The organism is Streptococcus parasuis, from assembly GCF_021654455.1.
GTDB lineage: Bacteria > Bacillota > Bacilli > Lactobacillales > Streptococcaceae > Streptococcus > Streptococcus parasuis.
In genome coordinates this window covers 25,900-40,218 of the sequence record NZ_AP024276.1, presented here as the reverse complement: position 1 = coordinate 40,218, position 14,319 = coordinate 25,900, and the positions used below count along the sequence as shown (strand labels likewise).

Annotated in this window: 10 protein-coding genes, 16 tRNA genes and 2 rRNA genes; 1 reads left to right on the top strand and 27 read right to left on the bottom strand. The window is 42.1% G+C overall.

Annotated features, from left to right (window positions below; genetic code table 11):
* Nucleotides 1-52: 52 nt before the first annotated feature.
* The 6 genes from purC to L6410_RS00235 form a co-directional block, all read right to left on the bottom strand.
* Complete coding sequence (gene purC, locus L6410_RS00260; RefSeq protein WP_237395546.1) at nt 53-760, bottom strand: phosphoribosylaminoimidazolesuccinocarboxamide synthase; 708 nt, start codon at nt 758-760, stop codon at nt 53-55.
* 117 nt (nt 761-877) lie between these two features.
* Nucleotides 878-1,126 carry a phosphopantetheine-binding protein gene (locus L6410_RS00255; protein WP_024392874.1) on the bottom strand — a complete coding sequence of 83 codons (249 nt, stop codon included), beginning with the start codon at nt 1,124-1,126 and terminating at the stop codon, nt 878-880.
* Entirely contained in the window at nt 1,119-2,126 is a 1,008-nt protein-coding gene (gene plsX, locus L6410_RS00250; RefSeq protein ID WP_024392875.1) for a phosphate acyltransferase PlsX, read from the bottom strand. Before plsX ends, L6410_RS00255 begins: the two co-directional genes overlap by 8 nt.
* Entirely contained in the window at nt 2,123-2,905 is a 783-nt protein-coding gene (gene recO, locus L6410_RS00245; protein ID WP_237395545.1) for a DNA repair protein RecO, read from the bottom strand. The genes plsX and recO overlap by 4 nt, the downstream gene beginning before the upstream one ends.
* Nucleotides 2,892-4,070, bottom strand: a complete 1,179-nt coding sequence (locus L6410_RS00240; RefSeq protein WP_237395544.1) for a pyridoxal phosphate-dependent aminotransferase — start codon at nt 4,068-4,070, stop codon at nt 2,892-2,894. The genes recO and L6410_RS00240 overlap by 14 nt, the downstream gene beginning before the upstream one ends.
* Nucleotides 4,071-4,159: 89 nt before the next feature.
* On the bottom strand, nt 4,160-5,125 hold the full coding sequence (locus L6410_RS00235) for a ribose-phosphate diphosphokinase (RefSeq protein ID WP_237395543.1): 966 nt from the start codon (nt 5,123-5,125) through the stop codon (nt 4,160-4,162).
* A 223-nt stretch (nt 5,126-5,348) separates the two neighbouring features.
* Here L6410_RS00235 and L6410_RS00230 point away from each other — a divergent pair, with 223 nt between their 5' ends.
* Entirely contained in the window at nt 5,349-6,605 is a 1,257-nt protein-coding gene (locus L6410_RS00230) for an ISL3 family transposase (protein ID WP_237395183.1), read from the top strand.
* A 49-nt stretch (nt 6,606-6,654) separates the two neighbouring features.
* On the opposite strand, the gene pcsB is transcribed toward L6410_RS00230, so the two are convergent.
* The 21 genes from pcsB to L6410_RS00125 all read right to left on the bottom strand — a co-directional run bounded on the left by pcsB (nt 6,655) and on the right by L6410_RS00125 (nt 14,174).
* Nucleotides 6,655-7,905, bottom strand: coding sequence for a peptidoglycan hydrolase PcsB (gene pcsB / locus L6410_RS00225; protein ID WP_172055141.1), 1,251 nt, complete (start codon nt 7,903-7,905; stop codon nt 6,655-6,657).
* Nucleotides 7,906-7,989: 84 nt separating this feature from the next.
* Entirely contained in the window at nt 7,990-8,505 is a 516-nt protein-coding gene (gene mreD, locus L6410_RS00220; protein ID WP_172055142.1) for a rod shape-determining protein MreD, read from the bottom strand.
* Nucleotide 8,506: 1 nt separating this feature from the next.
* The gene (gene mreC, locus L6410_RS00215) at nt 8,507-9,331 is read right to left on the bottom strand and encodes a rod shape-determining protein MreC (protein WP_172090069.1); all 825 of its coding nucleotides are present in this window, start codon (nt 9,329-9,331) and stop codon (nt 8,507-8,509) included.
* Between the two features lie 63 nt (nt 9,332-9,394).
* Nucleotides 9,395-9,482 (bottom strand) — tRNA-Ser (locus L6410_RS00210).
* Nucleotides 9,483-9,493: 11 nt separating this feature from the next.
* Nucleotides 9,494-9,567, bottom strand: a tRNA-Ile gene (locus tag L6410_RS00205).
* Nucleotides 9,568-9,603: 36 nt separating this feature from the next.
* Nucleotides 9,604-9,676: transfer RNA gene (locus L6410_RS00200), tRNA-Phe, on the bottom strand.
* A gap of 22 nt (nt 9,677-9,698) precedes the next feature.
* Nucleotides 9,699-9,772: transfer RNA gene (locus tag L6410_RS00195), tRNA-Met, on the bottom strand.
* Between the two features lie 11 nt (nt 9,773-9,783).
* Nucleotides 9,784-9,873: transfer RNA gene (locus tag L6410_RS00190), tRNA-Ser, on the bottom strand.
* A gap of 3 nt (nt 9,874-9,876) precedes the next feature.
* Nucleotides 9,877-9,950 (bottom strand) — tRNA-Ile (locus L6410_RS00185).
* A gap of 13 nt (nt 9,951-9,963) precedes the next feature.
* A tRNA-Met gene (locus tag L6410_RS00180) sits at nt 9,964-10,037 on the bottom strand.
* A gap of 10 nt (nt 10,038-10,047) precedes the next feature.
* Nucleotides 10,048-10,121, bottom strand: a tRNA-Pro gene (locus L6410_RS00175).
* 47 nt (nt 10,122-10,168) lie between these two features.
* A tRNA-Arg gene (locus L6410_RS00170) sits at nt 10,169-10,242 on the bottom strand.
* A gap of 19 nt (nt 10,243-10,261) precedes the next feature.
* Nucleotides 10,262-10,345: transfer RNA gene (locus L6410_RS00165), tRNA-Leu, on the bottom strand.
* Nucleotides 10,346-10,351: 6 nt separating this feature from the next.
* A tRNA-Gly gene (locus tag L6410_RS00160) sits at nt 10,352-10,423 on the bottom strand.
* A gap of 12 nt (nt 10,424-10,435) precedes the next feature.
* Nucleotides 10,436-10,508 (bottom strand) — tRNA-Thr (locus L6410_RS00155).
* A gap of 15 nt (nt 10,509-10,523) precedes the next feature.
* Nucleotides 10,524-10,605, bottom strand: a tRNA-Leu gene (locus tag L6410_RS00150).
* Between the two features lie 3 nt (nt 10,606-10,608).
* A tRNA-Lys gene (locus L6410_RS00145) sits at nt 10,609-10,681 on the bottom strand.
* Nucleotides 10,682-10,746: 65 nt separating this feature from the next.
* Nucleotides 10,747-10,819: transfer RNA gene (locus L6410_RS00140), tRNA-Asp, on the bottom strand.
* Between the two features lie 113 nt (nt 10,820-10,932).
* A tRNA-Val gene (locus L6410_RS00135) sits at nt 10,933-11,005 on the bottom strand.
* Between the two features lie 25 nt (nt 11,006-11,030).
* Nucleotides 11,031-11,146 (bottom strand): 5S ribosomal RNA (gene rrf, locus L6410_RS00130).
* A 124-nt stretch (nt 11,147-11,270) separates the two neighbouring features.
* Nucleotides 11,271-14,174, bottom strand: a 23S ribosomal RNA gene (locus tag L6410_RS00125).
* Nucleotides 14,175-14,319 lie beyond the last annotated feature (145 nt).

Sequence of the window (14,319 nt, the reverse complement as noted above, 5' to 3'; positions counted from 1 at the left end):
TCTCAGTCTAATCATATTTTTCCGGACGGTTTCAATCCCTTTCTAAAATCCCCTATTTCACGCTCTGCAATTTTTCTAAAACAACCTCATAAACATCGGTCAACTCTCCAAGACCACGACGGAACACATCTTTATCAAGATGGTTTCCATCCACATCCCACAGACGACAATTATCCGGTGAAAATTCATCAGCCAATACAATTTGTCCTCTTTTATCAAATCCAAATTCCAATTTGAAATCTACCAACGTTAAACCAATCTGAGCGAACAGCTCTTTCAAGAGAACGTTGATTCGGCGAGTTTCTTCTTTAATATAAGCAATATCCTCTTGGCTAGCTATATTGAGAAACGCAACATGTTCATCATTAATAAAAGGGTCATCCAGCTCATCTTTTTTATAGTAAAACTCAACAATAGGATGAGTTAACTCAATACCTTCTTCCACACCAAAACGTTTTGAAAATGATCCAGCTGTAATATTACGCAATACCACCTCAAGAGGAATGATATCCACCTTCGAATTTAATTGTTCCGTATCTGATAAACGCTTGATATAATGCGTTTTTACACCAGCCTCATTTAACTTTTCAAAAATAAGCGAAGAAATCAGATTATTAAGCCGACCCTTCCCAGCAATCTGTTCTTTCTTACCACCATTAAAAGCCGTTGCCTGATCCTTGTACACTGCAACAATTTGATTATCATTACTTGTAGCAAAAATATCTTTAGCTTTTCCTGAATAGATAAGGTCTGTTTTCATAAAAATGTTCGCCTTTCACAAATTATTCTAACCTTTTTGTTTATTTTATCACAGCTTGTTCGTATATTCAAGAAATACCTTAATCTTCCTGTAAAAGTAAAGAAAAACGCCCGTAAACTACGAACGTTTTTGTGTTTCTTTATAAACAAAATCAACAATATCAGAAAGGGTTTCAAAGCGCTCAATTGCAGCATCTGGAATATCAATTCCAAACTCATCCTCCAAATTCAGCACAAATTCCATAATTTCAACAGAATCTGCAGCAATATTATCAGCCAAAGTCGACTCAGGTTGAACATTGAAATCCTCACCTTTTTCATCTTGAATCAATTCAACAACCCGCTGATAGACCTGCTCTCTAGTCATGACTTTCCTCCACTACTGAAAATTTGGCCACTGATTTTTCAACAATGCCAGCCTCCAAAATCGAACGTGTCTGCTTGATCGTATAGAAAATTGACTGAGCATCGCTGGATCCGTGCGCCTTGATGACAGGTGCTTTCAGACCAAGCAAGACAGCACCACCTGCAGTTTTATAGTCCATAGCCCCCAAGGCCTTTTTCAAGGTTGGTTTAACCAAAAGACCACCCAATTTAGCACGCAGCCCACCATTCTTGATTGAGCCAGTCAACTGACCAACGATGGATTTTGCAGTCCCTTCAACTGTTTTCAGCACAGCGTTTCCCGTGAAACCATCCGTCACGACCACATCCGCCACGCTGTTAAGCAACTCACGCGCCTCCACATTTCCGATAAAGTTAATCGACTTGTCTTCCGCCAAGAGTTTATAGGCTTCTTGGTGAACTGGCGTGCCCTTGGTATCTTCCGTACCGTTGTTCAAAAGTCCCACACGAGGTTGTTTAACTCCACGCACGTGCTCCGCGTAAAATGAGCCAAGAATACCATACTGATAGAGGTGATGAGCTGTATTTTCAGCATTTGCCCCCAAGTCCATCATATCAAATCCCTTACCGTCCATAGTCGGCAAGGTAGACATAAGACCAGGACGGTCGATGTTCTTGATGCGACCGACGACAAAGACGCCTGCCGCCAAAAGAGCACCTGTATTTCCAGCTGACAAGACTGCATCTGCCTGACCATCCTTGACAGCCTTGGTCGCTAGGACCATAGAAGCATCTTTCTTACGACGAATAGCCTTGACAGGCTCATCATCTGAATTGATTTTCTCCGTCGTATGGACGATGCTGACACGCTCTGTCGCTGTCAAATACTGCTTGATTTTAGCCTCATCACCATAAAGTTGAATTTCAATGTCTGGAAAGGCAGCCAAGGCTTGATTGACACCTTCTACCACTGCCTGAGGGGCATGGTCCCCACCCATAGCATCTACTGCAATACGTTTCATTCTGTTTCCTCATTTTCTGTTCTTGGTTTCATAATCTGCCCCCAAGAAGACAAATCATCTATAAATTTCTTGGATTTCAAGTGAATCCCCACATATTCCTCGTACAGCTGGTCAATAAAAAGCCGTAATTTTCGCTTCATCTCAGGCTTGATAGAAATGGTTTCCAGCTCATCAAAGGAAATAGCCTGAAATTGATCAAGTAGATAGGGAACATTTGGATCCAGATAAGCCCGTCGCTCATCTTGTTGATAGTGTTGCGGACACAAGACACCGCTGTACTTGTAGGAATAGTCAAAAGGCAAGCCAACCCGATGACAAAAAGCACACTCGTGAAAATTCAGACTGATCCCAAATCGTCCCAAGAGCTGAATTTCAAAGATATTGGTCAAAATTTCATAGTCCAAACCCGACTCCATCAAATCTAAGGTCTTGACCAAAAATGCAAAGAGGGCTGGGTCATAGACCTTGTCCTGCAAGGCCGCATCTGCCAGGGCTAAGATATAGGTAGCATAGCTAAGCTTGAAAATATCGCCGTTAATATTCTTAAATGGCTGTACCTGATGAAAATCTTCGATATAAGACAGACCGTCATCATTGATTTTGACGATAAAATCCGCATGTGTCAACGGCTGAATAGAGGCTACCAGCTTGGACTTAGAGGCATGTTTCACGAAAAACATTCGCTTGCCAGCCTTCTCCGTAAAAATCTTGACCAGCTTGTCATCTTCTCGAAAATTCCGATTATAAAGGACTAATCCCCTAGTTTCAATTCGTTCCATTTTCTTCTAGATATTCCTTCAAACGAGCCATGGCTGTTTGAATTGTTTCCATACTTGCCGCATAAGAAATACGTACATACCCTTCCCCGTATTTACCGAAAGCTGCACCTGGAATAAAGGCAACTGCTTTTTTCTTAGCAAAATCCTGTAAAAAACTAAATGAATCCTGATTGTATTCCGCAGGTATTTTGGCAAAGATATAAAAAGCACCATCAGGTTTGATAATCTTAAAGCCCAAGTCAGTCATCTTTTCGATGATATAATCCCGTCGCTTGACATACTCCGCCCGCATCGGTAGGGCATCATCCTTACCGTTTTTTAAGGCCTCCACTGCACCATATTGCATAGCTGTCGCTGCGGCTGTTACTAGATACTGGTGACTTTTAATTATTTGAGCAATAATCGGAGCTTGACTCATAATCAAGCCAATCCGCCATCCTGTCATAGCATGAGATTTAGAAAGTCCTTGAATCAAAATGGTTTGCTCTGGTAAAAATTCTGCAATTGATGTATGTTGCTGACCAGTATATGTCAACTCTGCATAAACCTCATCAGACAAGACAAAAATTGGATACTTCCGAATGACATCCGCAAAAGCCTGAATTTGCTCCCGTGAGTAAGTCACACCCGTTGGATTGGCAGGATAGTTGAGAATGACCGCTTTTAGCTTATCCCCCTGCTCAAGTATCGCCTCTTCCAACATCTCAGGTGTCAATACAAAATCATTAGCAGTCGTATCGATTTCAACGATGTCTGCCCCTACCATATTGACAATAGGTTCATAACCAGGGTAGGCAGGAGCAGGCAGGAGAACAGTATCACCAGCCTCCAAAATGGCCACTAAACTAGCTGATAAAGCCTCGGTCGCACCGATCGTTGATAAAACCTCAGTATTTGGATTGTAAGTTAAATTGTATTTTTCAGCTACAAATTCAGCCGCAGCTTCACGCAAATCCAGCAGTCCAGCCATACCTGTATAGTGACTTTGGTTCGCATCAATTGCCGCTTTTGCTGCCTCTTTCACATGATCCGGTGTTGTAAAATCAGGCTCTCCCAAGGTCAGTTTTAAAATCCCAGGCACATCAGAAATTGACTGATCAAATTGACGAATCATTGATACCTCAATTCGATTTAAATTTTTATTGAAACGATTTAATAAGTCCATACTGTCACCTCAAAAACATATAGAACTATTATAATATAATTTCCAAATAAATGTAAAAAAGAAGAGTCATTTAACTCTTCTTATACGTATTAACCACGACTTGTTTCAAACAAAGGTGACAGTGGACGTTTTTCATGAATACGAATAATCGCTTCTGCCAATAATTCAGCTGTCGAAATATGTTCAATCTTGTCAATCAAGCGATCCTCAGCAATCTCTATTGTATCCAAAACAACTAATTTCTTAATAGCTGATTTACTAATGTTATCCATCGCTGGTCCTGATAAAACCGGGTGAGTACAAGAAGCATAGACAGCTATTGCACCCGCTTCTGCTAACGCATCTGCAGCATGACAAATCGTACCTGCTGTATCAATCATATCATCAATTAAAATACAGGTTTTCCCTTCAACATCACCAATAATATTCATAACTTCTGACGTATTCATCTTATCAACGCTACGACGTTTATCAATGATTGCAATCGGAGTCTTTAAGAATTGAGCTAATTTACGAGCACGAGTCACACCACCATGGTCTGGAGATACAACCACATAGCCATCTCCTACCATACCACGACGCTCAAAATAATCACCAATTAAAGGAGCTCCCATCAAATGATCAACAGGAATATCAAAAAAACCTTGAATTTGCGCGGCATGTAAATCAATCGTTAACAAGCGATCAACTCCGGCTGTCTGTAACATATTAGCAACCAATTTAGAAGTGATTGGCTCACGTGCACGTGCTTTACGGTCTTGACGTGCATAACCATAGTAAGGCATAACAACGTTTACTGATTCTGCAGATGCACGCTTTAGAGCATCTACCATAATCAAAATTTCCATTAAGTTATCATTGACTGGTGAGCTAGTTGATTGAAGAATGTACACATGCGTACCACGGATAGACTCTTCAATATTGACTTGAATCTCACCATCTGAAAATTGACGAACACTTGATTTTCCCAAAGGGATCCCTATGATGTGTGACACTTTCTCTGCTAACTTTTGATTAGATGATAGTGCGAACAATTTTAAGTCAGTAAACGACATGACTGCCTCCTATATTTTTCTACCTTTACTATTTTAACGTTTTTTACTTCATTTTTCAATAAAAAATAGAGCGCACAATGATTACGCTCTTATAAAAAGGCTCTATAATTTCTGTAGTGGGTAAAACCACCGTGGAGATTATGGAGCCTTTTTGAGTATAGAAAAAAAGTCCCATATGACCTATAATGAAAAGTGCTCAAACTATCATTTTAGAAAGACTCATATGGAACAACTAAATCTTATCACAAATTTTCTCAGAATTAAAGACAAAAATATCACTATCACTGATGAATATGATATGGGAACTCACTTAGAACTCCACGGTTACTTGGATTACATGGCTCCTAAATGCCCAAAATGCAAGGGACAAATGGCTAAGTACGACTACCAGAAAGCATCAAAAATTCCCTACCTAGAAACCGCTGGTTATCCACTCCTTATCCGCCTTAAAAAGCGTCGTTTCAAGTGTAAAGAATGTGGGAAAATGGCGGTCGCTGAAACTCCTCTTGTTAAGAAAAACCATCAAATATCTGTCGCTGTTAACCAGAAAATTGCCCAATTACTCATCGAAAATCAAGCAATGACACATATCGCACACAGGCTAGCTATCTCAACATCATCAGTTATGAGAAAGCTCAATGAGTTCAAGTTTGAAACGGATTGGAATACCCTACCTGAGGTGATGAGTTGGGACGAGTATGCCTTCAAGAAGGGGAAAATGAGCTTCATCGCTCAAGATTTCAACTCCCTAAATGTCATCGCCATTCTCGACGGAAGAACTCAAGCAACCATCCGAAACCACTTTCTACGCTATCCTAGAAAGGTTAGAAATCAGGTCAAAGTGATTACCATGGATATGTTTAGTCCCTATTATCAACTTGCTAAACAGCTTTTTCCGAATGCAAAAATCGTACTAGACCGCTTTCATATTGTTCAACACCTTAGCCGGGCTATGAACCGTGTCCGTATTCAAATTATGAATCAATTCGACAGAACATCGCAGGAATACCGAGTCTTGAAACGCTACTGGAAATTGATACAACAAGATAGCCGTAAACTCAGCGATAAACGATTTTATCGCCCTATGTTTCGAATGCATTTGACTAACAAGGAAATCCTAGAAAAACTCCTGTCTTTCTCCAAGGAACTACGACAGCACTATGAACTCTATCAATTGCTCTTATTCCATTTCCAAGAGAAGAACTCAGACCATTTCTTTGACCTCATCGAACAGGAAGTAGCCACTGTTAATCTTATTTTTCAGACGGTATTTAAGACATTTCTAAAGGATAAAGACAAGGTTTTAAACGCCATGGAATTGCCTTATTCCAACGCCAAACTGGAAGCTACCAATAATCTCATCAAAGTCATTAAAAGAAATGCCTTTGGTTTCAGGAACTTTGAAAATTTTAAAAAACGGATTTTGATTGCTTTGAACATAAAGAAAGAGAGAACGAAGTTCGTCCTCTCTAGGTGTTAGCTTTTCATCTACCCACTACAGTTGACAAAGAGCCTATAAAAATAACAAATCAATATGAAGGATAAATATAATAAACTGCACCTTCAGAAGTTGTCGTAGGATTAAACCAACCGCGGTGGTTACCAATATAACGACGACCCATATAGTTGGACTCTGAGACTTGAATGTTTGTAGAACTTTCAACAGCAGTAACTAAAGCTACATGACCATATGCTCCACCAACCCAAACAGCAACTGCTCCAACTTGCGGAGTTGTCCCAACGCTAAAACCTTCTGCACGTGCTGATGCAACCCACTGGTTAGCATTACCCCAATAAGGGCCAACCCATGACACTTGAGATTTAACACCCCAAGTACATTCACCTACAGGATAAGATGAAGCATTGTATCTTGCATTATTAGATGCTGCTGATGAAGACGAAGAGGATGATGAAGAGGATGAATTTGAAGGTGTTGATACAGTTGTTGATTGTTCAACTACTTGACTTTGAGAAGAAGTTGCAACTGTTTCAGTACTAGATTGTGCAACAGGTGTTGAAATAATTGAGGCCGCCTGTTGTTGAGCCAAAGCAACTTGTTGAGCTTCATACGCAGCTTGACGAGCTGCAGCCTGACGAGCTGCCTCTTCAGCAGCAGATTTTTCTGCCAACAACGCTGACTTCTCATCTTCAGCAGTCGCTTTTTCTGCCGCCAGATTTAATTGAGCTGCTTTTAACTCAGCCTGACGCACTTCCAAAACTTGAGCATCATCTTCAAGTTTTTGACGATTAGCCGCCAAAGTCTTAATTGCCTCTTGGTTTGCTTTTTGTTTTTCTACAATAGCTTCCTTATCAGTTTTTTGTTGCTCTAACATACGATTATTAGCAGCAACAATTTCACGCATAGCATTCACACGTGACACTGCATCAATAATTGATTTTGAATCTAAAATAGTATTGATGTAACTAGATGCTGAAGCATCAACTTGTGCGCTACGAGCTTGTTCTTTCAATGCACCATCACGAGACACAATATCAGCAGACAAACGTTCAATTTCAGCCGCTAATGATGCAGATTCACTTTCTAAACGAGCATTTTCTTCATTTAATTTAGCCTGCTCAGCAACAATTTCGTCAACCTGACCTTGAATATTATCAACTTGTTGTTGTGCAGCTGCTTGCTGTGCAGTGAGACTACTAATTTCTTGGTTTTTAGCTTCAATCTGACTATCAATATCATTCGCGCTAATTACAGCCACATAGCTAACATTCGATAAAACAACAGTACTCAACATCAATGTAGCTAAGATTTTTTTCTTCATACTAAATTAGACTCCTCTTTCATATTCTGACTCTATCATTTTAACAAAAAAAAAGCGTAATAATATTACGCAATTATTACATTTTTATGTCTTATATGTAATGTCAAAAAAACGTTTAAAAACCGGTCTTCCTAGACAATACATAACACTATTTATGATTAAACTAGGTAACAGATTATAAAAAGTAAAAATAAAGACTGATAAATTCGTCAGATGAAAAATCCTAGCAAACAAATAACTAACAAATTCAAAATAGAAGATTAACACCAAAAAAACTAGTAAATCAACGAACCAATTGCGTTCGAAGGATTTGTAGAAATAATAGATGACAAATATCAGGAGCGGAAAAATTGTTGTTGCAATTCCAAGGATATTCAGATAATATTGGTCATAAATTAAACCGAGTACAATAAAAATAAATAGGGACGACGGCAAAGAAATGAGGTCAATTAGATACAGACCAGCTAAAAGCAAAAGATGGCTCGAAATAGAAAAATGACTAAAAGAAACTGTAGTAAATAAAGTTGATAACTGGCTATCAATCAAAAAAATGAAGAATAACAAAGGAAAAACTAATAAGCGTAATGAGCTATATTTCATATTATTCCTCCACTAATAAGACCGAATAAATCTCAGAAAAATCGGTAGTTGGCTCAATAAAAACTTCTCTATTCAAACTATTGCTTGTTGAACTAATAGATTTGACTTTCCCAACTTGAATATTTGCAGGTGTTGTCCCTGCTAAATCGCTAGTTACAACATTACTATCAATTTTAATGTCATCCATAGAATTAAGTTGATTCACAACAAAACTATTTGAATCTGAATCATAACCAGACAAAATACCATAAATATCCCCAGATTGAGTTGAAATTTTAACTGGTATTTTAGTAAATTCATCAGAATTAGTTAACAATTTAACATTAGCAGAAGAAGACTCAACATTTGTAACTATCCCAGCAAGGCCACCATTCGCTACAACTAACATATTTTCAACAACACCCTGTTCAGTTCCAGCATCGATAATCAATTGTTCAGTCCAAGATACAGGATTTCTAACTAAAACAAAACTAGAAAGAAAAGATTTTTCAGGAAATGAAGCTACAATCCCTAAATCTTTTCTTAAAGACTCATTCTCTAAACGTAAAGTTTCATTGTCTTCAGAAATATTCTCAAGTGAAGCGATAGATTGTTTTAATTCTTGATTTTCATTAAAAGTAGAAAAAAGATCCTCAATCTTTGTTCTTTGTGCGGTAATAAATGAAACGGTTGGTGAAAAAATTTTTTCTATAGGCGTCATGACTCCAGAAACAATATTAGAAAGAAACGGAATATCATGACTACCACTTGTCGTAACAAACAGCAATGAAAATGATAGAATTAGGAAAACGAAAAAGGCTATGATGAGCTTAGACAATTTATTCATTAAAGAACCCTCTACTGAAAATACAATAAAACGAGAATATCAATAGATAATCTCGTTCACTTACGGAGAATAAGGGATTCGAACCCTTGCGCCAGTTACCCGACCTAACGATTTAGCAAACCGTCCTCTTCAGCCTCTTGAGTAATTCTCCATATTATTTTATGGGCACGAGTGGAATCGAACCACCGACCTCACGCTTATCAGGCGTGCGCTCTAACCATCTGAGCTACGCGCCCAAGAAATAAAACAACTACTTGGACATAGCCATGTAATGGCGCGAGACGGAATCGAACCGCCGACACATGGAGCTTCAATCCATTGCTCTACCAACTGAGCTACCGAGCCATAATCCACAATATAAATAAAATTGCGGGAGCAGGATTTGAACCTACGACCTTCGGGTTATGAGCCCGACGAGCTACCTAGCTGCTCCATCCCGCGATAGTAAGTAAAGGAGGATGTGGGATTCGAACCCACGCACGCTTTTACACGCCTGACGGTTTTCAAGACCGTTCCCTTCAGCCGGACTTGGGTAATCCTCCAAATGGACCTTGTAGGACTTGAACCTACGACCGCTCGGTTATGAGCCGAGAGCTCTAACCAGCTGAGCTAAAGGTCCAGCAACAAGTTAATAGCGGCGAAGGGGATCGAACCCCCGACCTCCCGGGTATGAACCGGACGCTCTAGCCAGCTGAGCTACACCGCCAAATATTGAATCGGGAAGACAGGATTCGAACCTGCGACACCTTGGTCCCAAACCAAGTACTCTACCAAGCTGAGCTACTTCCCGATATCATTAAAAATAAAGCTCCCCTAACGTCTCCATTAAGCGAGTGATGCACCCTAGAGGAGTCGAACCTCTAACCGCCTGATTCGTAGTCAGGTACTCTATCCAATTGAGCTAAGGGTGCTAACTATATATGTAGTCCATGCCGAGGACCGGAATCGAACCGGTACGATGTTGCCATCGCAGGATTTTAAGTCCTGTGCGTCTGCCAGTTCCGCCACCCCGGCTCTTAAAGCGAACGACGGGATTCGAACCCGCGACCCCCACCTTGGCAAGGTGGTGTTCTACCACTGAACTACGTTCGCAATTCTTCTGAATGCCGGCTACATGACTTGAACACGCGACCCTCTGATTACAAATCAGATGCTCTACCAACTGAGCTAAGCCGGCCTATTTCTATTCCTATGCGGGTTAAGGGACTTGAACCCCCACGCCCGAAAGCGCCAGATCCTAAATCTGGTGCGTCTGCCAATTCCGCCAAACCCGCATATGACTCGTGCTGGGCTCGAACCAGCGACCCATTGATTAAAAGTCAATTGCTCTACCAACTGAGCTAACGAGTCTTTAATATGACGCAAACTCCGTTTGCTCCATTTCCAACTTCAAATAGTCTCCCAGACTATTTGAACGGTCCCGACGGGAATCGAACCCGCGATCTTCGCCGTGACAGGGCGACGTGATAACCGCTACACTACGGGACCTATCTGTACTCAAGCTAAAATCCTAGTGAAAAAGATAGACTTCCTAGAGTCATCGACTCTGTGTCAGTTTCCTATTTTCATACGGATTTCTTAACGCTTTTAGTAACATGATATGGGAGTTAACGGGATCGAACCGCTGACCCTCTGCTTGTAAGGCAGATGCTCTCCCAGCTGAGCTAAACTCCCATATGGAGATTTCTCTCCAAATCTTGCTAAGCGACTACCGTATCTAACAGGGGGCAACCCCCAACTACTTCAGGCGTTCTAGGGCTTAACTGCTGTGTTCGGCATGGGTACAGGTGTATCTCCTAGGCTATCGTCACTTAACTACTGAGTCTTGTCAACTCAAAATTGAATATCTATATTCTAACAAGTTTTACCAACGCTGTCAATATTGACTTCGGTTTTTATAAGTAATTGTATTCGAACTACAACGTTCTCATTACTTAGTTTGGATAAGTCCTCGAGCGATTAGTATTGGTCCGCTACATGTGTCACCACACTTCCACTTCCAACCTATCTACCTGATCTTCTCTCAGGGCTCTTACTAACTTAATGTTATGGGAAATCTCATCTTGAGGTGGGTTTCACACTTAGATGCTTTCAGCGTTTATCCCTTCCCTACATAGCTACCCAGCGATGCCTCTGGCGAGACAACTGGTACACCAGCGGTAAGTCCACTCTGGTCCTCTCGTACTAGGAGCAGATCCTCTCAAATTTCCTACGCCCGCGACGGATAGGGACCGAACTGTCTCACGACGTTCTGAACCCAGCTCGCGTGCCGCTTTAATGGGCGAACAGCCCAACCCTTGGGACCGACTACAGCCCCAGGATGCGACGAGCCGACATCGAGGTGCCAAACCTCCCCGTCGATGTGAACTCTTGGGGGAGATAAGCCTGTTATCCCCAGGGTAGCTTTTATCCGTTGAGCGATGGCCCTTCCATACGGAACCACCGGATCACTAAGCCCGACTTTCGTCCCTGCTCGAGTTGTAGCTCTCGCAGTCAAGCTCCCTTATACCTTTACACTCTGCGAATGATTTCCAACCATTCTGAGGGAACCTTTGGGCGCCTCCGTTACCTTTTAGGAGGCGACCGCCCCAGTCAAACTGCCCGTCAGACACTGTCTCCGTAGATGATAAACCTACCGGGTTAGAGTAGCCATAACACAAGGGTAGTATCCCAACAGCGCCTCAATCGAAACTGGCGTCCCGATTTCGTAGGCTCCTACCTATCCTGTACATGTGGTACAGATACTCAATATCAAACTGCAGTAAAGCTCCATGGGGTCTTTCCGTCCTGTCGCGGGTAACCTGCATCTTCACAGGTACTAAAATTTCACCGAGTCTCTCGTTGAGACAGTGCCCAAATCATTACGCCTTTCGTGCGGGTCGGAACTTACCCGACAAGGAATTTCGCTACCTTAGGACCGTTATAGTTACGGCCGCCGTTTACTGGGGCTTCAATTCAGATCTTCGCTTACGCTAAACCCTCCTCTTAACCTTCCAGCACCGGGCAGGCGTCACCCCCTATACATCATCTTACGATTTAGCAGAGAGCTGTGTTTTTGATAAACAGTTGCTTGGGCCTATTCACTGCGGCTGACTTTAAGTCAGCACCCCTTCTCCCGAAGTTACGGGGTCATTTTGCCGAGTTCCTTAACGAGAGTTCTCTCGCTCACCTGAGGCTACTCGCCTCGACTACCTGTGTCGGTTTGCGGTACGGGTAGAGTATGATACATCGCTAGAAGCTTTTCTTGGCAGTGTGACGTCACTAACTTCGCTACTTAACTTCGCTCCCCATCACAGCTCAATGTTATAGATACAAGCGTTTGACTCATATCACACCTCACTGCTTAGACGGGCACTTCCAATCGCCCGCTTTAGTTAGCCTACTGCGTCCCTCCATCACTTCATACTCTAGTACAGGAATATCAACCTGTTGTCCATCGGATACACCTTTCGGTCTCTCCTTAGGTCCCGACTAACCCAGGGCGGACGAGCCTTCCCCTGGAAACCTTAGTCTTACGGTGGATGGGATTCTCACCCATCTTTCGCTACTCATACCGGCATTCTCACTTCTATGCGTTCCAGCACTCCTCACGGTATACCTTCTTCACACATAGAACGCTCTCCTACCATAACACTTAAGTGTTATCCACAGCTTCGGTAAATTGTTTTAGCCCCGGTACATTTTCGGCGCAGGGTCACTCGACTAGTGAGCTATTACGCACTCTTTGAATGAATAGCTGCTTCTAAGCTAACATCCTAGTTGTCTGTGCAACCCCACATCCTTTTCCACTTAACAATTATTTTGGGACCTTAGCTGGTGGTCTGGGCTGTTTCCCTTTCGACTACGGATCTTAGCACTCGCAGTCTGACTGCCGACCATAAATCTTTGGCATTCGGAGTTTATCTGAAATCAGTAAACCGAGATGGCCCCCTCATCCAAACAGTGCTCTACCTCCAAGATTCTCAAATGTCGACGCTAGCCCTAAAGCTATTTCGGAGAGAACCAGCTATCTCCAAGTTCGTTTGGAATTTCTCCGCTACCCACAAGTCATCCAAGCACTTTTCAACGTGCCCTGGTTCGGTCCTCCAGTGCGTCTTACCGCACCTTCAACCTGCTCATGGGTAGGTCACATGGTTTCGGGTCTACGACATAATACTAATGCGCCCTATTAAGACTCGGTTTCCCTACGGCTCCGTCTCTTCAACTTAACCTCGCATCATATCGTAACTCGCCGGTTCATTCTACAAAAGGCACGCTCTCACCCATTAACGGGCTCGAACTTGTTGTAGGCACACGGTTTCAGGTTCTATTTCACTCCCCTTCCGGGGTACTTTTCACCTTTCCCTCACGGTACTGGTTCACTATCGGTCACTAGAGAGTATTTAGGGTTGGGAGATGGTCCTCCCAGATTCCGACGAGATTTCGCGTGTCTCGCCGTACTCAGGATACTGCTAGGTATAAAGAATATTTCAAATACGAGGCTATTACTCTCTTTGGCCTACCTTCCCAGGTAGTTCTTCTATACTCTTTAAGTCCACATTGCAGTCCTACAACCCCGAGGAGTAAACTCCTCGGTTTGCCCTCCTGCCGTTTCGCTCGCCGCTACTAAGGCAATCGCTTTTGCTTTCTCTTCCTGCAGCTACTTAGATGTTTCAGTTCACTGCGTCTTCCTCTACACTACCTTAACAGTAGTGAGTGACAGGCATTACCTGCCGGGTTCCCCCATTCGGACACCCCTGGATCATTGCTTACTTACAGCTCCCCAAGGCATTTCGTCGTTAGTCACGTCCTTCTTCGGCTTCTAGTGCCAAGGCATCCACCGTGCGCCCTTATTAACTTAACCTTATTAACCTAATTTTTTCAAAAATTAGAAAACTCATTAAATATTCACAGCGTTTTCGGTTTATTTTCTTGTTACTATTTCTTTATGTATCCTTACAGATACACAAGGAATGTTTGATAGATATTCAATTTTCAATGGACAAGTT